Raw genomic sequence first — 22,267 nt, 5'->3', positions numbered from 1 at the left:
GGTTCATGCCAATCGGCTAGTCTGAATCGCTTTCGATGGACAGGTCTTCAATCAATTGGTAAATCTTGTCCAGTTCTTCAATCGTCAGCTCTTCCTCGGTGACATCAGATGGGGTTGGTTGAATCGTACCAGCTGACACACGGGAGCAACAGTGATCGATCAGGTTGATCAAATGGGACTGGAAGCTGCGGAGCAATTCTTGCACCATGACTTCCCCATACAGCTTCTCATCGTACGTAACCGACAGATGAAGTGATTTGTCTTCGATGATCCCCACGATGTCAATGGGGCGTACGTGTTGCGCCGGGTCGGTTTCATGGCTGATGGTTTTGTACGCAGTAATTTGGAATTCAGTACCACGTGTGCTCTCATCCATCTCACCTAAATAGTTGAAATTCATCTGCGGCTGCAGGTTGAAAACTGGCAAATCAGGTTGTTTGTGAGCAGTCAGGTATTTTAAAATCCCATACCCGATTCCTTTATTGGGAATGCGGCGCAAGGTTTCTTTGGTCTGCCTCAAGGCATAGCTCATGTCATGGGAACGGGTCATGTCGACGACGACTGGGAACATCGTAGTAAACCAGCCTACTGTACGGCTGATCGCTATATCTTTGCCGATCTCTTCCCGGCCGTGGCCTTCCAGATTCAAGAGGATTTTCTCATTGCCTGACCATTCTTTTACCGCCAATCCCAGCGCCGTGATCAAAAGATCATTGATCTGCGTACGGTACGCTTTGTTGGCTGTCGTGACTAAGCGATCTGTCTCTTCCGGAGAAAGTTGGATGGTGAGGGTATGGCTTGCATTGCGATGCTGGATGGAAGCAGTGGAATCGCTTGGAAGCGGAGGGATATTCATCTGTTCCAAGGAATCCCAGTAGTCCACTTCTTGGCGCAGCTTGCTTCCCTCTGCGTATTGCTGCAAGTGGTGGGACCATTTCAGATAGGAATCGGTCTTCTCTTGCAGGGTGACTTCCTCTTGGCGTAGTGCCTGCTGATAGCCGACAACGAAATCCTCCAATACGATTCTCCAGGAAATACCATCCATGACCAGATGATGAATCAGAATGCCCAAAAAGTCCGTACTGCCTGACTTGATCAAAACAAGCTTGACAAGTGGACCGTTCGCCAAATCAAAATGGGAGTGGCGGGCCATGAATAGCTCTGCCTCTTCAGACGAGATATCTGACTCATGCAGAACCGTGAAATCGAATAACGGATCATGGAGTCCTCTGTTATACGCAGCTACTCCCGTTCCGATCCTGTCAAATACCATGCGTAACGCGTCATGATGCCCGACGATTTTGGTAAAAACCTTTTTGATAAGCTCTTCGTCGAAGCCCTGATCATGCTGAAGCATCACCAACTGACCGTATTCGTCCGCGGCCAGATTGCTCTCGGTAAAGAACCACGTTTGGATCGGTGTCAGCTGTACATCACCTTCGACTGCTCCCTGATCAATCGACCTGTGATTTTGTTCGAGGCAGGCAGCCAATGAGATGATTTGCGGGTGCTCGAAGACATTGCGCAGTTCCAGATGAAACTGATATTTTTGCAACCGTCCGATGAAAAAGATCGCTTTGATCGAATCGCCGCCGATCTGGAAAAAGTTATCGGTAATGCCTACCTTTTCGATGCCAAGTGTCTCTTCCCAAAGTCTTGCCAATAAGCTTTCCGTTTCATTTCGCGGAGCCACATACTCGTTCTGTTGAGCCTGGAACAGTTCATGCAGCGCTTTTCGGTCCACCTTGCCGTTGACCGTGAGCGGGATTCGGTCTACCTGAATGACATGGGTAGGAACCATGTAGTAAGGCAGACGGTCTAACAAGAACTCCGTTACCTTCAGCTGATCCACTTTTTCATCGGAAACCAGATAGGCACAGAGGAATTTGGCCTGCCGCTCGTCTTCTTGGTCGAGAACGGTGCATTCTCTGAGGGCTGGGTATTGAAGCAGTGTGTTTTCGATCTCTCCCAGCTCGATTCGTACACCCCGGATTTTCACCTGATGATCGGTCCTGGTCATATACTCGATCACACCATCAAACGTAAATCGGCCAAGGTCGCCGCTCTTATACATGGCTTTCCCGTTCCATTTATTACGAACCTTTTTCTCATCTGTGACATCCGGCTTGTTGATATATCCCCGGAAAAGTCCTTCACCCGCAATGTAGATTTCGCCAATACTCCCCGGTGGAACGACTCGTTGGTGCTCATCGAGGATGTAAATCTGCATGTTTTGGATCGGTACGCCGATTGGAACGGACCCGGTTGTATCTTTGGCGGGGTCATATTGGTAGATCATGCAACCCACTGTAGTTTCGGTCGGACCGTACTCGTTGAAGATCTCTACACGCCCGCCGAATTGGTCGTGGATACTCTGAGCCAGGCTTGTCTTGAGGTTTTCACCGCCGACGATAAAACGTTTGACCGTGGTTCCTGTGTAGGTTTCTTTGATCAAGGCCAAATGGGCAGGTGTCAGCTTCATGATCGTATATTCATCGTCTTGGATGATACGATCGATCATATAATCCCGATTGTCATCCTGATAGACGATGATTTGATTCCCGCTGATCAATGGTGTAAAGAATGTGGTCACAGACAGGTCAAATGAGATGGAAGAATACATCGCAAACACTTCATTCTCATCCCGTACATAGTTGTCCACACACGCCAGCGTGTAATTGACCAGACTCTTATGCTCAATCATGACACCCTTAGGCTGACCTGTAGAGCCAGAGGTGTAGTTGATATAGACCAGATCAGTCGGCTTGACCGTGATGGCTGGATTGGACGAGTCTCCCGTGTACAGAGAGGCGTCCTGCAGATACAGAATCTCTTCTGCAACATCCACGCCCTGATTCTCTGCGATATTGGTGAGCAAGAGCGAAGCGCCAGAATCCTTGAACATATACGCAATTCTGGCAGCAGGATGCGCAGGATCGAGCGGCAGATACGCCCCTCCTGCTTTGATAATCCCCCACAAGCCAATCAACAGCTCAATCGAATTGGTCGCCATCAATCCTACTACGACATCGGGTCCCACCCCTTTTGTCTGCAACAGACGGGCCAATTGGTTGGCCTTCTGATTCAACTCGCTGTATGTCACCTGCTGATCATCACAACGAACAGCCACTTTGTCCGGGTTCTTCTCGACCTGTGCCTCAAAAAATTGCTGGATGCCCGAGAACGCAGGCAGTTCAAGCTGTGTACGGTTAAACTGATGGAGCGCGAAGTCTTTCTCCTCTGCCGTAACCAATTCGATGTCAGCGAGTCTGACCTCCATCAGATCAGTCAGATTGTCCAGCAGATCAACATAGTATCCGACTACTCTCTCAATCAATCGCTCATCAATGTGTGGGTGATAGAGAAGACGCGCTGTGACGTCTTCCCCTTCCCGTACCACCTGCAAGATCAGATCGGTTTGATCGGACTCGATCAGGTCTTGCAGGGACGCTTCGACAGTGTGGATATTCTCCAGCAGGACGATGACCTTATAAAGAGGCACATCTGATTCAAGCTGCTCATATACCCTTCCCACAGAAACATACTGATTGAGATATCCATCGATCACCGTTTTTCTGACTTGGGCGGTAAATTCGTTGAACGTCAGGTTCGCATCCATCCTGTCTCGCAACGGGATGCAGGCATCGACAGAAAAAGGCGGTTCGATCTCTTTTTTGTTATAGGGAGGAGAGCCTACGATGATATCCTTGTGATCGAAATACTTGTACAGTAACAATTTGAATGCTGCTACTAATGTGACATACAGAGTGGTGTCTTTTTGGCCGGCCAACTCGATTAGTTTTGCGGCGGTATCTCTTTGGATGCGGATGACATGCGTTTTTTTGGCACTGTGGTCTAACGGACGATTGGAACTGCTGAAGCTGATCTGTTCGATCGGCCCCGACAATCGCTCCAACCAATAATCTCGCATCTCTTCAAATCTCTCATCAGCTGTCATTATGGTTTCATTCATCTTCAGCTTCTCCCAAACCTGATTTATTCTTCTGCGGTACCTGCTGCGAAAAACATGATTTCGCCGTAGGATGGACGGCTTTTGCGGGACAGCAGATGAAGACCGGAAAAATGCTTTTCCAGATCGGTCGCCTTCGGGTTACGGTTGGTTTCAGTTACCGGCCACTCGATGGTGATCGTGTTGACACCAGACTCGGCCAGCAATCCCTTCGAGACTCGGCAGGTAAAGTTGCTCCACTCGTCATATCCTGCTGTCTTCCCGATTTCTGTACCGTTGAATAGAATCCGAACATCTTGCTTGACGGATTCTTTGTACGGCACGCGGAAGGTGAGTTCCAGCGATACATCATTCTCCTGATCCGCGACGAAGTAGAAGTGGGACTGATGATCAATCGCTCTCACATAGCTCAGATTCCGGTCTGGATTGTTGCCGAATTCATGGAGATAATACGTGTCTTTATAGAAGGATTCGAGCAGGTTTACTTTCTTGTGACGTGGCTTATGCTCGTTAATACGGAGTTGTTCGACTTCTTTTTGGATATCGACGCCTGTTTCTTTGAGAGCGTTGACCATGGCGGTGACCAATTCCACATCCATGATTTGAGAATCTTTGGATTGGACAAGAATTGGGTATTGGGCGTTTAATCCTTCGGAGAAAATGTCCGTGTAGTTCTTATTGATCGCCCACGGAACCTTTCTTGTCGCGATATCAATATATTTGGTCATTAAGGAAACGATGTTTTTGGAATGGCGCAGCGCCTGTGAGCTGTGGTAGTAGAGCATCTCATAAGACTGACCGCCGCGATGGGCATTGTGAATCGCCGCGTACAAGTGAGCGACCGCGATGACTTCCTGAGCGCCTTTCAGTTCTTTTGGGCTGATCGTTTTTTCCAGGGTTTCTCCGATCAGGGGCAGCAGCTGCTTGGCTGTCTCTTGCATCGCGATATTCATACCCTCTACAGTCAAATGGCAGTAGTCGATAAATAGATCGTTACCCGGAATGTCACCGTTCAAATGATCCTTGAAAACGGTCTGCAAGTCGATCGTACGGATATGATGTTGACTTGCTTTCTCCAGAATGGTGTCTCTCATCACGGAAAGAATTCCAGGTACGGAGCCGACTTGATAAGCCATCGTATCACGGGCCGCCTCTAGATGTTTTCTGGCTTCCTCCAGATTGCCGGCATGCAGCTTGCACTGAGCCAGATGATGATAGCCGCTTGGATTAATCACGTTGACAGCGATCATTTGGCGGGCGGTCGCTTCTAAGCGGGCATAATCGTTTTCAAGCAAAGCGCTCTCTGCATCCCGAACGAGAGCAAACCATTCTTCTGCTTTTCCATGCGGCCATGTCAGAATTTTTTCATTGGAGTTGTACTTCCAATCCTTCAGGTTAAATTCAGGGATGATAAAAAACACAGGAATTTGGTGCTTGTCCGAAATTTCTTTCAAGGCATCCATGAACGGGGTGATGATATTCTTGTATGTTTCCTCCATCAAGGATTGCAAGCTCTCGAAGTTGTCATCCTTCTCCCCTGCCTTGATCATGTCAGCAATCTCGCTGTCGGATAACGGTAAAATGGAATCTCTCCAGTTGTTACCGGCAAATACGACCAAGGCATCTGGCTTCAGATTGACGGAAGAATAACAAACCTCTGTCAATTCCGCGATTTTGATGCTTGTTCTCGCAAGGTCAATCACTTCAATCTCTCTGGATGCATTCAGATTCAACAGTTTTTCCAAAAGGATCGCCGGGGTAATAAACGGATCATATAAGAAGCCTCTTGCGACGGACTCCCCTGCAAAAGCAATCCGGTATTTGTCGCCCTTTGCAGGGATTTCTTTATTCTTGGCCCAGAGATAGAACTCGTTCTGAAACGCTTGGTCCCTTACGAACAGATCTTCTCCGTTTTTGCTTTGCAGCTTCCAGATCCCCACACGACTTGGGTCCAAGGCTTTGCGGAATGTTTGAGCTTCGGCTGTGTCGTCTACTTGCGGAGATGAGGCGGTGAAGCCCAGTTGCTCACGTAACGAAGCAATGGTTTCTGGATCTCCCTCTCCTGTCATAATCAGGTTCGCATATTCAGAAGCGATGGATACTATTGAATCTACAGGTCTTTTCATCGTAAATTACCCTCCATTTGTGTATAGACGGACATCATTCCTGTTATTAAATGAACGTATACAAGCTGTCTGACACAGCGTAGCTCTTCTCGATTTCATTTAGGTTATTGACGATTACTTTGAGCATGGCCAAGGAATTTTTCGATCTTTCGATGACGAAATTACCGAGAACGAGGCAATCGATCTGCGTGGTGATAAAGCAGGCAATCGCATCATAGGGAGTCATGACGATCGGCTCCCCGCGTACGTTAAACGACGTATTCAAGACGATCGGGCATCCAGTCTGCTTGTCAAACTCACGGATCAATGCAGTAAACAGTGGATGCGTCTTGTCACTCACCGTCTGTACCCGTGCCGAGCCATCAACGTGTGTGATCGCAGGCAAATCCAGCGGGGATACGACTTGGCATGTCCGCAGCATGAACGGAGACGGTGCATCCAACGCAAAGTGTTCCAGCATCTTCTCTTCCAGCACAGCAGGAGCAAAAGGACGGAAGCCTTCTCTCTTTTTTACCATGGCGTTGATCAGGTCACGCATCTTTGGATCGCGTGGATCTGCCAGAATCGACCTCGCTCCCAATGCACGCGGACCGAATTCCATACGGCCTTGGAACCAGCCGATTACTTTTCCGTGTGCAATCAGACTGGCCGTGCGTTCAATCAGCTTGTCGTTATCGCCGTCGTAATCTTCGTAATTCAAGGAGGTCGCTTCCAGTACGCGTCTGATCTCACTGTTGCTGTATTCCGCGCCGAGGTAAACATGCTCCATCTGTTTTTGACCGATACTTTGACCGGACAGTCGGGTGTGTGCCACAGCAGCAGCACCTAATGCGCAGCCCGCATCATTGGCAGCCGGTTGCACGAACAGATTTTTGAATGGTCCCTGTTCCTTGATTTTTCCGTTGGCTACGCAGTTAAGGGCAACACCGCCAGCCAGACACAGATTGTCAGACTTGGTCACCTCATACAGGTAGTTCACTTTTTCCAGCAGGATTTCTTCGAGCACCAATTGCAGACTTCGGGAAATATCTTTATAAAATTGGGAGATTTCCGTCTCTGGCTTGCGTGGAGGCTGTCCCAGCAGCTCTATGAGTTTGTCGGAGTACATTTTGTTCCCGGAGATAAAGTCAAAATAGCTCAGGTCCAGTTCGTACTGACCTTTTTCTTTTAAGGTGATCAATTGTCTGAGCTGCTCCGCGTAGATCGGCTTTCCATAAGGTGCAAGCCCCATTACTTTATATTCGCCGCTGTTAACCTTAAAGCCCAGGTAGCTCGTTATGGCGCTGTAGAGCAGACCGATGGAGTCCGGGAAATTCACCTGCTCGAGCATCGTGACTTCATGATCTTTGCCGTAGCCATATGTAGTCGTCGCCCACTCACCGACCCCGTCAACAGTCATGATGGCAGATTCTTGGAAACCGGAAAAATAAAAGCTGCTGGCCGCGTGGGAAAGATGATGGCCGACATATTCGATCCGGCCGTGATAGCCCAACAGTTCTCTGATTTCACGTTCCGGACGGGTCGGGTCGAGCCGCTTTTTCAGATCAGGCTGCTCAATGTCATAACCGGACCAAAGCTGGCGGGCCAGCTTGGTCTCAGGAAACTCATAGTACGCGATGCAATCGATATCCGTAATGGACAGACCCGCCGTCTCCAGACAATATCGGAGCGCATGCACCGGCATGGAGGGGTCATGCTTGATCCGGGTGAATCGCTCTTCTTCTGCCGCTGCCACCAATACGCCGTCTTGGAGAAGGCAGCATGCAGAGTCATGGTACAATGCTGATATTCCGATAATATTCAAACCCATGTTATTCTCTCCCATTCTGTACTTGGTTTTCTTAAAAATCGCTGAGAATAGAGTCCTGCATAGACTTCAGTTTTTCTGACACAAGGCTTGCTTCCTGTTCATCATACAGGGATACCTGTGAGATTTCGGTGTCCGGACTATTCACCATTTGACCCATGATATGGGCAAGTCCCTTCAGCAGACGTTCCATGGTCTGTTTCTTGAACAATGCCTTGGAATATTGCAGTTCCATGAGCATTTGATCCTTCTCTTCGACAACTCTGAGTTCCAGATCGAATTTGGTAGTGTCTCTGTCCATTTCACAGGGGATCAATTGCATGTCACCAATCGTGATGGAAGCCAGATTGTACGGATGAAAGGACAGCATGGTATCATACAGCGGATTTCTGTTTGGATCTCTTGGGATCAAGAGTTGGTCGACTAAATCTTCGAACTGATAATCCTGATTCTCATAGGCATTCCATGCATGGGTCTTCACTTCTTGCAGGAATGCTCTGATCTGCTTGGTTCCCACCGGCTTATTGCGCAAGGCCAGCGTATTGATGAACACACCGATCACGTTCTCCAGCACTTCATCAGGTCGGCCTGCGACTGGCGTCCCGACGACAATGTCATCCTGGTTGGTGAATTTAGCCAGGGCGATGTTGTAAGCGGCCAGCATAAACATAAACATCGTGATGCCCGTTTCCTGTGTCACTACTCTGATTGCTTCAAGGCTTTGGCGCTCTACCGTGAGGCTGACCTTCTCCCCCTCAAAGCTGCGTGTGGCAGGGCGGGCATAATCCAGCGGCAACCGCAGGACTGGTACTTTATCAGAAAAGATCTGCAACCAGTAAGTTTCCTGTTGCTTGATGAAATCATGGTGGAGCAAATCATTATGCCATTGAGAATAATCCTTGAACTGAACAGGCAATGCCGGGAGATCCAAGCCTTGGTACAGCTGGACAAACTCCCGAATGAACAGATCAGCTGAAGCCGCGTCACTAATGATGTGATGCATATCAAACATCAAGTAGCCTTGATCATCCGCTACCTTCACATATTTGATCCGCATCAGGGGTGCTTGGCTCAGATCAAACGGTTGGATAAATTGGGTAAAGACCGACTGAATCTCAGACTCTTTTGCGTCAGCATAATCGATATGGAAATCCACGGTTGGATTGACACGTTGCACCGGGGTACCGTCAATGAGTTCAAATGATGTCCGAAGCATCTCATGTCTGGCAATTAGTTTGTGAATCGTGCCCTCAAACTTGGGTTGATCCAGTCTGCCGATCACCTTAAAGACTGCCGCTTCATTATATTGGGTTACTTGCTTGTCCAGTTGATTGAGAATGAACAACCGCTTCTGTGAAGACGAGAGCGCGTAATATTCCTGTTCCGCTACTTTTGTGATGAGCGGATACTTTTTCGCGGGTTTGCTTTCTGTCTGCTTCACATAATCTGTCTCCACACAGCTCGCAAGCTCCATCAGGGAGGAGCAACTGAAAAAGTCGGACATCTCGATGGTAATCCCCTCTTGTTTTTGGAAGAGATTGATGATTCTCGTAGCCTCTAGCGAATCCCCTCCGAGATCATAAAAGTCGTCGTAGACATTGATCTCTTTAAATCCTAAGACGAAGCCCCAGACATCCCCGAGCTTTTGTTCCATGACCGTATAAGAGCCATCATCCCGTCCGACAAGCGTGGTGGCAGCAATCAGGATCGGAGTATTTTCGTCCACGGCGGTTGGAAGCTGTTCTTGGATGTTGCTGATCGAATCTGTCACCTCACCAGTTGTCCCCGCCATCGTACCGACAGTCTTCTGGGTGTTGAGGGACTGGACGAGCTCTGGGGCAAATCGTACAGGAATCTGCTCAATTCCTCGTCCGAGGAAAGTGCCTCCAGGTACAAATTCACCAACCATCACATTGGTCAGGTTACTTGCAAGCAGTCGACCGAAGATGTCGACCGCTTTCTTTGTCTCAATTGCTTTGAGAATGTAATCCTGATTCATTCCGTAGCGAGCTGCCATGCCTGTCTCTTTCCAAGCCGGCCAGTTGATGGTTAATGTCCGTTTTCCTTGACGGGTACGGTAAGCGGCATACGCATCCAAAAAGCTGTTCGCCGCCGTATAGTCGCTCTGCCCCGGTACACCCATCATCGTATTCGTGGATGAGAACAAGACGAAAAAGTCGAGTGGATCACCTTGGGTCAACTGATCGAGAATCCATGTACCCCGTACCTTCGGAGACAGCACACCAGCAAACGTGGCGTAATCTTTGCGAATCAGGTAGCCATCGCCTGCAACCCCTGCGCCATGAATGACACCATTCACAGGACCGAATGCTTCACGAACCTGTTGCAGTGCCTCTGAGATCTCGCTGTAGGAAGCCACATCGGCACGGAAATACTGGACGAGTGAACCAGATGCCTCTAAGGAGCGGAGCTTGTCGAGATCGGGTTGCGGGCTACGGTTGATTAAGGCGATCTTAACCCGTGCCTGCCGGGTCAACCATGTCGCAATCTCATACCCGATGCCGCCCATACCGCCCGTCACTACGTAGACACCGTCTTCTTTGACCGGCGGCACGCCTGCTGACGAGGCCAGTCCGGTTTGATCCAATGGACGGCATTCTTCCACGTACCGTTTGTGATCCCGATACGCCACCTGATACACGCGAACATCGTTGTTCATCTCCGCGATCAACTGCCCTGCGTCTGCAGAAGCATCCACGTCGATTGATTTGACAGGAAACTGCGGGTACTCTTCGCCCACCACTTTCGCCAATCCAAATAGAGTAGAAGCGCCTGGTGCCAGACGACTCTCTTTTCCCGTCACCTGATAGACCTGTTCTCCCAACAAGAATAGACGCACGTTGGATACATGTGAGCGCAGGAGTGATTGGGTCAGATGAAAAAGGGAATCCACTCCCTTGCTCTGATCGAGAGTAAATCGGTCAAGCTGCCCGGCTGTCTCTGACTCACCCAATGTCAACGCGTGAATGATGTGAGTGACACCTGCTGCCTGTATCCATTCTGCCAACAGATCAAATCCTTCAGGCGTTCCGTCTATCTGGTAATGATCTGCGTCAAACTGTTTCGTCGTATCGCCCCACTCTGCTGTGATCACCCGTTTACCGGCAGTCACAAGTGTCTGGCTCAGTTCGTCCACGGTCTTGCTTACACCGCGCATGATCAGTACCGTTCCCCATGCAGTCACATCAGTCGAAGCTACCGCTGACTCTGCGACCCATGTGATCTGGTGACCCAATGGAACCGGGTTCTCCTGCAACGGAATCTCAATCCAGCATCTGTCATCTGAGAATGGATAGACGGGAAGGCTCAACTTGCGATGTTGCTCGGGTTCATAGAATTGCTCCCAGTCGACATTCGCCCCTTTTACATACAGCTCGCACAGTTCATGCAGTTGCTCTGCGGAGCCGTTGTTGTCCTGCCGGTATTGGACAACCTTTTCCGTCGCTAGATCTGTGATAGTTTGAATATCTTGTTGGGTCAGTTCGGTTTCACTTTTGGTTGCTTTCTTCCCTGAGACAAGCTTATGCTCTCCCAGATATACGCCAGAGACCGTAGTAGATTGGCTGTACAAGTCGATTTGATTCAATTTTTCCTGCAGATCGCGCATCCCATTCACCAAGAACGCCAGCCGGTATTGATAATGGCCTCTACCTGTGTTCGATGTGTAGCATAGGTCGCTGAGATTCACGTCCCTGCATTCTTTTACATATCGACTGTAGCGCTCCCGTAATTTTTCCAGTGAACGTAGATTTTTCGCGGACAGGGTCAGAATATGAAGCCCTTGGGCCATCAGGTTGTAAGACTCGGTGGGCTCAGCCTTTGGCGCTTCTTCGAGGATCATGTGGCAGTTGGTTCCGCTGATGCCAAAAGAACTGACACCGCATCTTCTCGGATGCTCCGCTGCTTCAGCCCAATCCACCAGCTTTTCATTGACAAAGACTGGTGTCTCTTCAAAGTTAATTTTGCGGTTCGGCGTTTTGAAGTGGAGAATGGGTGGAATCTTCTTATTTTTGAGCATCAGTACTGCTTTGATCAGTCCAACGATCCCTGCTGCGTGGTCCAGATGGGCAATGTTGGTTTTGACAGATCCGACAGCACAGAATTGCCGTTTGTTCGTCCATTTTTTAAACGCTCGGCTAATCCCTTCGATCTCGATCGGGTCTCCCAGTTCTGTACCTGTTCCGTGCGCTTCTATGTAGGAAATCGTCTCCGGATTCACTCTTGCATTTTTCAAGGCTTCCGCAATGACTTCTGCCTGAGCCACTGCGTTGGGAGCGGTGATCCCTGCTGAGGCCCCGTCTTGATTCGTCGCACTTCCCTTAATGACAGCATAGATGTGATCGCCATCTTTAATGGCTTGCCGGAGTGGTTTTAACAGAATGGCCGCAGAACCTTCTCCGCTGCCTGTACCGTCGGAAGAATCGTCAAAGCTTCTGGTACGTCCGGTGGGAGATTGTACTCCCAGATCGACGAGACCCTTCAGTCTCATCAGATGAATTCGGACGCCGCCTGCCAATGCCATATCGCATTCGCCATTCTTAATCGACTGGCACGCCATATGGATTGCGACAAGGGAGGAAGAACAGGCTGTATCCACTGTGATACTTGGCCCACGCAAGTCCAGCAAATAGGAGATCCGACTCGGGATGACGGATGACAGATTACCGACCATCGCCTCTGAGAGAGAATCTGGTGATACATCAAAGATCATCTTTTTATAGTCATAGATTTCATCCGCACTATATCCTAGGAACACCCCTGTTTTACTGCCGACCAGCTTTGACCCGCCATAGCCAGCATCTTCAATGGTTTCCCACACCGTCTGCAGGAAAAGACGGTGGTTCGGGCTCATCAGGGAAGCTTCTTTGGGAGTCAGACGGAAAAAGGAATAGTCAAATTGATCAATCTGGTCTAAATAGCCGCCCTCGAGGATATCCGGGGTTTCTTTTTTCATAAAAGAATGATAACAGTTCATGTCCTCTTGGCGATTCTCTGGAAACTCGGTGATGCAATCCACACCGTTTTCAACGTTCTTCCAGAACTGATTCAGATCGTTAGCCAGTGGCAGCTTGGCAGACATGCCGATAATCGCGATATCTTCCTGATCAGCCTGTTTGATCGTTTCCAGCAGTTTAATCCCAGCATCTCTCTTGATATTTCCAGAGATGATATTTTCTAAGATTAGCTCGGCAATTTTTTGGTCTTTCATTTCTTTCCCCCCTTTATTTGAATAAATCCAGGGCTTGTTCCATGGACAGTGTGCCGTTCTCTAGTTGATCGAGGAGATCAGAAATTTCCACTTTTGCCTCAGGGTTTTCGTTGAGCGGAACCTCTGCTGTGTCGTTTGATGCGATGAATTGCGCAAGCTTTGAAATGTTCGGGAACCCAAACAGATCCGTTACTTTTACTTGACCGGGGAATTTGGCCTCGATTTGTGCGTGAACCTTGGTCATCAAGATGGAATCCCCGCCAATCTCGAAAAAGTTATCATAGATGCTGAATTCCTCAAATCCCAGGACATCTCCCCAGATTGTCGCAATTTCTTTCTCAATCTCTGAGAAATTCTGATCTTTTCTGCCTGTCAGTTTGACCGGAGCCAATTTTCTATTTGCTTTCACAGCGGTTGATTTCTGTTTTGGATCAACTTTTTTAGCTATTTCGGTTTTCAATTCGTCAGAAAGGGAAAACGGTAATAAGTCGCCAAGCTGAAAGATCGAGCTTGCGTCATTTAATTCCCCGACAATGGTTTTGTTTTGTGGATGGCTCAAGATGTTATGAAACGCTGCGATCGCATCTTCCGGGGAAATGATATCAAAGAGCTGCTTGTCACGGTCGATTTTTGCCATCTCAATCATGCCGTCTTTATCCCAGGCCGGCCAGTTGATCGTGATCGTCTGGCGTCCCTGTCTGTTCCGGTAATCGGAGTACGCATCCAAATATGCATTAGCCGCTGAGTAACTGCCGCTGCCACTTCCGCCGATCATGGTGATCGCAGAAGAGCACAAGACCATGAAGTCTAATGGATCTTGCTTTGTCAGGGTATCAAGCAGCCAGGTTGCTTCCACTTTTGGCTCCATCACTTTGCTGAAAATATGGATGTCATCATTCTTCAGTAACGCTCCCTGCATCCCTACACCGACACCAGCACTGTGGATGATCCCTTTGAGCGGACCGTGTTCTTTCCGTACTTGTTCCAGAACAGAAGACAGCTGCAGCTCGCTGGTAATGTCTGCGCTGTAGCACGCGACGGTTGACCCTGACTGCTCGATGGACAGCAGATCCTTGATGATTGTCGTCATGCTTTCATCGGTTGCTTCGTCGGCAATCGCTTGCCATTGGTCTTTTGGCGGCATCTGGGTGCGGTTGACCATGACCAGTTTTACCTGGGCTTGGGACGTGATATATTTCCCAATCTCCCGTCCAATCCGGCCCAGACCACCCGTGATCATGTAGACACCGTCTTTTTCCATCTCCACTTTGGAATCGGATGGCGCTGACAGATCCGCTTTCGCTACTTTTTCGATATATCTTTCATTATGGCGGAAGGAAACCATGAATTCGGTATGCCCTGAAGTCAGTTCCTTCATCAGATGATGCATGTCAGTATGATCATCTGTATCCATACAACGGAAGCGAATCATCGGGCATTCCCACATGAGCGATTTGGTCAGACCAAACAAGGTGGCGCTCTCTGCATTGATTCTTTCTTCTGTGCCGGTTACCTGATGGGCGTAATCCGAAATCAGTATGAGGGAAAGGCTCTTGTCTGCATGGCCTTTTTGAAGCGCTCTGCCCAGATGGAACAGGCTGTATACCCCCAACTGCTGAGAGTCACGCAGCTGATCTATCGTCTGAATCTCCTTTTCATTGGACAATGACAGGAGATGGGCGATATGGGTCAGAGGAACCTGCGCCAGTTGGAGTTCGAGCAGCAGCTTGTCATAATCCGCTTCGGTATTGCGGATGGTAAACCGATTTCCTGTGATCTTGCTGTACCCGTCGCCAAGCTCCGCTTCCACTACGCCAAAACCAGCTTCGCGCAGCTCGTTGACATAGTCATCAGATCTGCGGCTGCCGTCTTTGAGGACAAGGACATGGCCCGTGTTCTTGACCGCGCCTGCCCCATGCTCATCGGTATTGGCCTGTTGCCATTCTGTTTTGTACAGACGGTGCGGTGTCTCTTCCAGCCCCAATTCGGCAAGCTTGGCAGAAAGATTCAGCCAGCATCTTTTCTTTTTGAACGGGTATGTCACCACGCTCACTTTTCTTCGCTGATCGAGATCGTACAGTCTCTCCCATTCAACCGTTGCACCATTGACATAGAGACGGCTGATCTGTTCCAGCATTTCTGCCTGGTCAATTGGATGTTGGGCGATGAGATGTTGGGCTTCTTGATTCAGGACGGCTTGCTCTGCCTCCGTAAGCTCGTGGAAATCAGCCTCTTGGTTTTTGACAGCCACTACTTTATGCTCACCGTAAAAAACCCCGGTTGTCTCAAGCTTTTCGAATCCGCCATGTTGGATGGCTGTAAGCTTCGCCAGCAGGTCCTGCCGGGAATCAAACACAACCGCCAACCGGTTCCCAAAATGAACCCGGCCAGTGCTGGCTGTAAAGCTGATATCAGCTAAGGATGCCGCAGGCTGATCCTGCAAAAAACGGATATACCCCTGTACCAAGGCTTGCAAATCTTCCGTATCCTTGGCAGACAGAGGCAGAACCATCTGAGCATAGCCGTCATCCGTCCCTGTCTCTTCCGGCTGGAATTCTTCCACTATCACATGACAGTTGGTTCCGCTCATACCAAACGAGCTGACTCCCGCCCGGCGGGGACCCAAATCATCTGTCCATGGTGTCAGTTCGTCATTCACGTAGACCGCTGTCTCTTCAAAATCGATCTTGCGGTTCGGTCTGTTAAAATGCAGACTTGGTGGGATTTCTTTGTTTCGGAGGGACAGAACCGTTTTGACGAGACCGGCAATCCCAGCGGAACTGTCAAGATGCCCGATATTACTCTTGACGGAACCGACCGCGCAGAATTGTTTTCTGTCTGTATAGCGCCCAAAGGCTCTGGCTAATCCTTCGATCTCAATTGGATCTCCCAGCTTGGTACCTGATCCATGTGCTTCTACATAGGTAATGGTTTGTGGAGCGATGCCCGCCTCCTGCCAAGCACGTACGATCACTTCTTCTTGGGCAACCGCGTTTGGAGCGGTAATTCCCACCGAGCTTCCGTCTTGGTTTACCGCACTTCCTTTAATGACAGCAAAAATATTATCCCGATCCTTAATCGCTTTGCTCAATGGCTTCAAGAGTACGGCAGCGATCCCTTCGCCCCCGCCTGTACCGTCAGAACTGTCGTCGAAGGTTTTGGTTCGGTTATCCTTCGACTCGATACCCACCTTGGCCTGTCTGATCGGCTGTAGGTGAAGCTGTACCCCACCGGCAATCGCCATCTCACATTCTCTGTTTCGAATGGCTTGGCATGCCAGATGCACAGCTACAAGGGAAGAGGAGCAGGCTGTGTTGACAAGCATGCTTGGTCCCTTTAGATCCAGCATGTAGGAGATCCGGCTGCCGATAATAGAGGTCAGGTTACCCGGTACAGCCAAAGAGAGTGCGTCTGGTTCGATGTCAGCGATCATTTTTTTATAATCGGCATCGTTCCCAAATCCTACGTAGACACCCGTTCTAGTACCGTCCAGTCTCCCGGCATAGCCTGCGTCCTCAATGGTCTCCCAAGCCACTTGCAAAAACAGCCGTTGGTTAGGGTCCATCAGGCTGGCTTCTTTTGGGGAAAGCTTGAAAAATTTATAGTCAAAGTGATCTAGATGGTCTAAATAAGCCCCATCTTCATACTGAAACGATTTGGGGTCTTGACCGATGCATCTGAAATAATTGTCGATGTCTCTCTTCCGTTCTTTCGGAATCGGCCTCATGCAATCTTTCCCAGACCGCAGATTGTTCCAAAACGCAAAAATATTCGCGGCCTGTGGAAAATTTACGGACATCCCGATGATCGCAATATCATTTTGAGAAACCTTTGTTACGTTGACTTTATGTTTACTTTCGATTGCATCGAAATGAATATCATCAAAGCTGAGTGACGGCATTTTTCATAAATCTCCTTTCGACAAAATGAGGGAACAGGTCCAAAGATCCCGACTGACTCAAAATCTTGTTAAATTTGTGCACCTGCTCTTCTTGCGGAAGCTTTTTCGTGGAAAGGATCGTGTATAACAGCTCCAATGCCTCGTTCATCTGCTCCATCGTTGGTGGCGCTTGGGTTGTATCCAATTCTTGCTGGATTTCTTTTAATTTGCGATAAGGAGCCAGCACCCCGTGGTTGTACTCGTCTGTATTCCAGTTGCGGTTACGGGTGGAGATCGCCACCCGCAGACACCTTGTTACCAATGACACCTGATTGACAGGTGCTTCCGCGGCAGGCATCTCCTTCTTGCCTGTCAGGATATCGAGCAGCATTTGCTTGTCTTTTTTCTGATTGAACGAGAAGATATGTAATCCTTTTGCCTTCGGATCGTTCTTGTACAGATTGGTCAGGATGCTTTGCGGGCCTACTTCCACGACAGCCGCTAGTTTCTGTGCTTCCAGATATTCCATGATACTACTCCATTGCACCGTCTTGATCAGTTGATTGGTCAGGTTATCGATGATGGATGCCGTGTCAGAGTACGGGGTGGCGGTCACATTGGAAATCACCGGACACAGGAAGGTATGGAAGGTGATCTTCTCCAGTTCCCGTCTAAGCAATAAAGACGCTTCCTCCATCACAATGCTGTGAAAAGGGGCTCCCATGAACATTGGGGTAATCCGCGCCCCTTTTGTCACCAGGATGTCTTCCGCTTTCTCAATCGCATCCTGATGACCGGAAATCGTGAACTGATCAGAAGAATTCACACAGGCGATCTGAGCGACTTTTCCCGATTGGCTTGCCTCTTGGCATGCCGCCTCGACACTGGCAAAATCCGTACCCTCCAAAATCGTCATGCCGGCATCTTGTTCTGTGGCCACATTCCTCGCCAAATTACTTCTGAATTGAACGATTTGCAGGGCATCACGAAACTCCATCGCTCCACTGCAAGTCAATGCAGAGAACTCACCCAGACTGTGACCAGCCATATACGTCGGTGTAATCCCAACCTCTTGCATATAAACACGAAAAGCAGCCACGCTCGTAGTCAAAATGGCCGGAAGCATATTCTCGATTTGGTTCAGTTGACTCAGGCGTCCTTCAAAACAAATCTTCTTGAGATCATATCCCAAGGTATCATTTGCTTCTTCGAACGTCTTTTTGGCTATGTCATATTCTTCATATAAGGTTTTGCCCATTTCACTATACTGGGAACCTTGACCCGGAAATAAAATCGCTGTTCGCTCCATGAAATACCTCCTTGTGCTTCAGCCTCACGCCACCTCTACATTTTCTCTGCCACAACCTCCAGCATGTTGACAAAGTTCTGTAGGAGTCCCTCCATTTTGTCGGGATGTAATTTGGTACGGTTATATTCACAATGAAACGCATATCCGTTTGACCTTTCTTCCACACACAACACCAGATCATATACATGCAGGATTTCTTGCGGATTGTCCAATGAGCCACCCTGATAAATAAACGGAATGATCTCATGCTCATGCTCCTGTCTGCGTGTTACACTGCTTCCAACCGCAGCGAGGCGATACGTATCCTGCGGCTGTATGGACGCTTGCTCCCGGTTGATTGCGCCAAATAATTGTTGGAAATCCTGCATCTGAGTGAAATCGATGCGGACAGGTGCTATCCGTTGCTGGTTATCCTGCATCATCTGTACCGTGATATCAGCTGTTTGTGAACTGCGGTGCAACACATAACCGAACAGGGCGAGGAACAGATCGGTCAGTTTCGTCTCCGTGTTCCGAGCCACACGTTGGAGCTTGTCAATCCATTCTTGTGTGAGCGTAACCGAGAATAGCTTATGTTCGGAGTTGCTGTGATTTGTGACAAAGTACTCTTCCGGGAACGGAATGCCAGTCAGTTCCACGCGTTTGTGCATCTCTTCTTTCTGCTCGATGAACTTGGCGAGACTGGAGATGGTAGGCAAAGCGAACAAATCGGTAACCTTTACCTTGCCAGGCATGATTTTTTCGATTTGAGCCTGCAGCTGGATGAGGAGAACGGAGTTCCCTCCGATATCAAAAAAGTGATCATGAATCCCCACTTTCGTATCCAGCAGTTTTTCCCAGATCTCAATCAGCTGTTGCTGGAGCTCATTGGCAGCCGGAGCGTACTCTGCACGCAAATTCAAATCGTCCTCTTTGATCTCGATCAGGGCCGTTCTGTTGACTTTCCCGGTCGGTGTCAGCGGAAGCTGATCCAAGACGGTGAATTTAGCCGGAATCATATATTCAGGAACCTGAGAGGCCAGATATTTTTTCAGGGCTTCCAGATCAGGTTGAGCATCGGAAGCGATGTATGCAGACAGATACTTCTCCCCGTTCTTACTCTCTTTAGCCAATACGACAGCGTCGTTGACCTCAGGCAATTGTTGCAGCTTGGACTCAATCTCACCCAGCTCTACCCGATTGCCTCTGATCTTGACTTGGAAATCCGCCCTGCCTAAGTATTCGATATTCCCATCCGGGAGCCAGCGAGCGAGATCCCCTGTCTTGTACATGTTGCCTTCTTGCCTGAATGGATCGGGAACAAACCGTTCTTCGGTCAATTCGGGACGGTTGATATAGCCTTTTGCCACACCGTCTCCCGCAATATACAGTTCTCCCAACAGACCCACCGGCTGCAGTTGGTTCCTCTTGTTTAACACATAGAGTTGAATATTATCAAAAGGTTTACCGATCGGCACGACAAGCGGTACGGCAGCGTCTTTTGGACATTCATAGGAAGATACCGCCACCGTTGCTTCCGTTGGGCCGTATAAATTCACCAATTGAATTCCAGCATGCTGCTTCATCTGTTGATAAAAATTCTCCACATGCCATGAGGTAAGCGCCTCTCCGCAGGCAAATACCAGACGTAACGAACGCAAGCGATCCCCCTGCGGGTTCGCCTCCATGTAAGTCAGGAACATGTTGAGTACCGATGGAACCATGTGCAGTACCGTTATCTGGTGCTGTGCGACGGCCTGTGCGATCGCTTCTGGATCCTTTTCCCCACCTGGAGTCAGCATGCAGAGCTTGGCTCCATGGTAAAACCATCCGAACAGTTCCCATACGGACACGTCAAAAGTAAAAGGAGTCTTTTGCAGGATCACATCCGTATCTGTCAACGGATAGGTCCGCTGCACCCAATGCGTTCCGTTGACAACCGCACTGTGCTTGACCATGACACCCTTTGGCTTACCGGTTGAACCAGACGTAAAGATGATATAGGCCAGATCTTCGGCTGTACTGGTGTAGGGAAGGTTCGTTCGTTCTTCCTCTGCTCCCGTTTCCTCTTCGATCAGCAGTACGGAGCCTGCGAAGTTGAGCGGAGTGACAAGATGTGGTTGGGTGAGCAGAATCTTAGCACCACTTTCCTCCAGCACACTTTCGATGCGGCTGACAGGATCTTTTGGATTGATCGGCTGATAGGCTCCACCTGATTTCAAAATGGCGAAAAGACCGATCATCATTGCCAAGGAGCGTTCAGCCATGATCGCAACGGCCTGATTACGCTCACTGCCGTGCTTCACCAAGACACGGGCCAGTTGATTGGCTCTCTCATTGAGTTCCTTGTAGGTAAGGGTTCCATCATCAGCAATGACCGCAATCTGATCAGGACAGCGCTCGACTTGTTCCTCAAACCATCTATGGATGGTCGTATCCGGATACGGAAATGGAGTATCATTAAAGTCATGCAGAATCTGCTGTACCTCTGCCTCTGACATCATTTCGATCTCAGTCAGCCGCTTAGTCGGATCTGTAATGAGATCATTTAGAATATGGATAAAATGTCCCACGAGCAATTTGATTGTAGTTTCATCATAGACCTCGGCGTTATATTGCAGATTGAGTGTGATCTGCTCGACAAGCGTAACCGTCAACGTCAGGTCAAAGTTGGTAGATTCAACGTTCGAATACGAATCAACCTTAACATCATCCAGAATGCTCTCCATCCGGTTTTTGTCGAGCGGATAATTCTCAATGACGACGATCGAATCAAACAGCTGGTCACGCTTGTTGATGTCACTGACTGCTTTGATATCCACTTGGGATACGTATTCGTACTCTTTACGGGACAGCAGGGCTTGGTTCACCTGTTGCAGCATGCTGGTCAGGTCATCTCCGGCTGAACCCGTGACTCTAAGCGGCACGGTATTAATGAATAACCCTACCATCTGATCCATTCCCGCGATCTCAGGAACTCGTCCCGATACAGTCGTACCGAAGACCACATCCTCACTGTCACTGTACCGCTGTAACAAGATTCCCCATGCCAGATAAATCGGTACCGCAATAGTCAAATTGTGTTCTTTCACAAACGATTGCAATTGGTGTAACGTTTGCATTGGCAGGGAAAATTCTAACGGTTTGGATTCGAAGCCTGCCGATTCGGTATTCTTGGGGATGAGCAGTTGAGTCTTGTCATAAAAATGGGAAAGATATTCTTTCCAGTATGCTTTCCCTTTTTCATTATCTTGCTTATTCCGCCACTTGATATACTCTTTGTATTTGGTCTTCGGATGTCTTGCTATTTCTTTACCTGCTTTGATGTATTTATAGTTTTCTAAGAATTCATTTAATAAGATGCTGTTGCTCCAGCCATCGTATAAGATGTGATGGAAAGAAACGGCCATTTTGAACTGCAGGTTCCCCACTTTGCACAAGAGGATTCGAAACGGCTGCTTCTGTAGATCCATTTTTTTATTTGTTTCCGCTTTCATTACTTGTTCAAATAAATCCAAGGCTACAGCCGGACTATTGCTTGAAAAGTCATGATATTCAAAAGAAAGCTCTTTTCGCTTCAATATGATCTGTACTGGTCTTTGCAGCTTCTCCCACTGGAACACGGTTCGGAGCACTTCATTATCTGCCACTGCTTGCTCCCACGCCTGTCTAAAGACCGTCTGATCCAAGTCACCAGAAAAATCAAGAATAAAATGATTTTGATATACGAAATGATCGGTAGTGCTTAAATAGTGAAATAAGATCCCTTCTTGAAGCGGGGTCAAGGCTATGATGTCTTCTACATCATTTTTGCTAATCTTCGTACTCATAAAAAGTTCAACCTCACTTTTCACAACTCAAGAATGTTCCTATTAACTTTGCATGAAGGATGCATAAGCCTCACCTTCTCATCAAGGAAGCTCTGCTCTACCATTTTCATCCTAGCAGAAATTTTCAGAACAATAA

The 22,267-nt window shown here is 48.7% G+C and carries 7 protein-coding genes; all 7 read right to left on the bottom strand.

What is annotated here, in order from left to right; genetic code table 11:
• Positions 1 to 16: 16 nt before the first annotated feature.
• Genes FGI41_RS00190 through FGI41_RS00160 form a run of 7 tightly spaced genes read right to left on the bottom strand, consistent with a single transcriptional unit; the run spans position 17 to position 22,131 of the window.
• Positions 17 to 3,973, bottom strand: a complete 3,957-nt coding sequence (locus tag FGI41_RS00190) for a non-ribosomal peptide synthetase (RefSeq protein WP_139487908.1) — start codon at positions 3,971 to 3,973, stop codon at positions 17 to 19.
• A 23-nt stretch (positions 3,974 to 3,996) separates the two neighbouring features.
• Entirely contained in the window at positions 3,997 to 6,096 is a 2,100-nt protein-coding gene (locus FGI41_RS00185) for a tetratricopeptide repeat protein (protein ID WP_139487907.1), read from the bottom strand.
• 46 nt (positions 6,097 to 6,142) lie between these two features.
• Entirely contained in the window at positions 6,143 to 7,906 is a 1,764-nt protein-coding gene (locus FGI41_RS00180) for a carbamoyltransferase family protein (protein ID WP_139487906.1), read from the bottom strand.
• Positions 7,907 to 7,937: 31 nt separating this feature from the next.
• On the bottom strand, positions 7,938 to 13,133 hold the full coding sequence (locus FGI41_RS00175) for an SDR family NAD(P)-dependent oxidoreductase (RefSeq protein ID WP_139487905.1): 5,196 nt from the start codon (positions 13,131 to 13,133) through the stop codon (positions 7,938 to 7,940).
• A gap of 13 nt (positions 13,134 to 13,146) precedes the next feature.
• Entirely contained in the window at positions 13,147 to 17,034 is a 3,888-nt protein-coding gene (locus FGI41_RS00170) for a type I polyketide synthase (RefSeq protein ID WP_139487904.1), read from the bottom strand.
• The gene (gene fabD / locus FGI41_RS00165) at positions 17,015 to 18,322 is read right to left on the bottom strand and encodes an ACP S-malonyltransferase (protein WP_139487903.1); all 1,308 of its coding nucleotides are present in this window, start codon (positions 18,320 to 18,322) and stop codon (positions 17,015 to 17,017) included. Before fabD ends, FGI41_RS00170 begins: the two co-directional genes overlap by 20 nt.
• A 35-nt stretch (positions 18,323 to 18,357) precedes the next feature.
• Positions 18,358 to 22,131, bottom strand: coding sequence for a non-ribosomal peptide synthetase (locus tag FGI41_RS00160; protein ID WP_139487902.1), 3,774 nt, complete (start codon positions 22,129 to 22,131; stop codon positions 18,358 to 18,360).
• Positions 22,132 to 22,267 lie beyond the last annotated feature (136 nt).

The sequence above is a fragment of the Brevibacillus dissolubilis genome, from assembly GCF_006170445.1.
Taxonomy (GTDB): Bacteria; Bacillota; Bacilli; order Brevibacillales; family Brevibacillaceae; genus Brevibacillus_B; species Brevibacillus_B dissolubilis.
This window is presented reverse-complemented; position numbering and strand designations above follow the sequence as displayed.

Bases quoted from the DNA above. Each gene is read 5' to 3' on its own strand.
- FGI41_RS00190 (WP_139487908.1), bottom strand. From the start codon at position 3,973: ATGAATGAAACCATAATGACAGCTGATGAGAGATTTGAAGAGATGCGA.
- FGI41_RS00185 (WP_139487907.1), bottom strand. From the start codon at position 6,096: ATGAAAAGACCTGTAGATTCAATAGTATCCATCGCTTCTGAATATGCG.
- FGI41_RS00180 (WP_139487906.1), bottom strand. From the start codon at position 7,906: ATGGGTTTGAATATTATCGGAATATCAGCATTGTACCATGACTCTGCA.
- FGI41_RS00175 (WP_139487905.1), bottom strand. From the start codon at position 13,133: ATGAAAGACCAAAAAATTGCCGAGCTAATCTTAGAAAATATCATCTCT.
- FGI41_RS00170 (WP_139487904.1), bottom strand. From the start codon at position 17,034: ATGCCGTCACTCAGCTTTGATGATATTCATTTCGATGCAATCGAAAGT.
- fabD (WP_139487903.1), bottom strand. From the start codon at position 18,322: ATGGAGCGAACAGCGATTTTATTTCCGGGTCAAGGTTCCCAGTATAGT.
- FGI41_RS00160 (WP_139487902.1), bottom strand. From the start codon at position 22,131: ATGAGTACGAAGATTAGCAAAAATGATGTAGAAGACATCATAGCCTTG.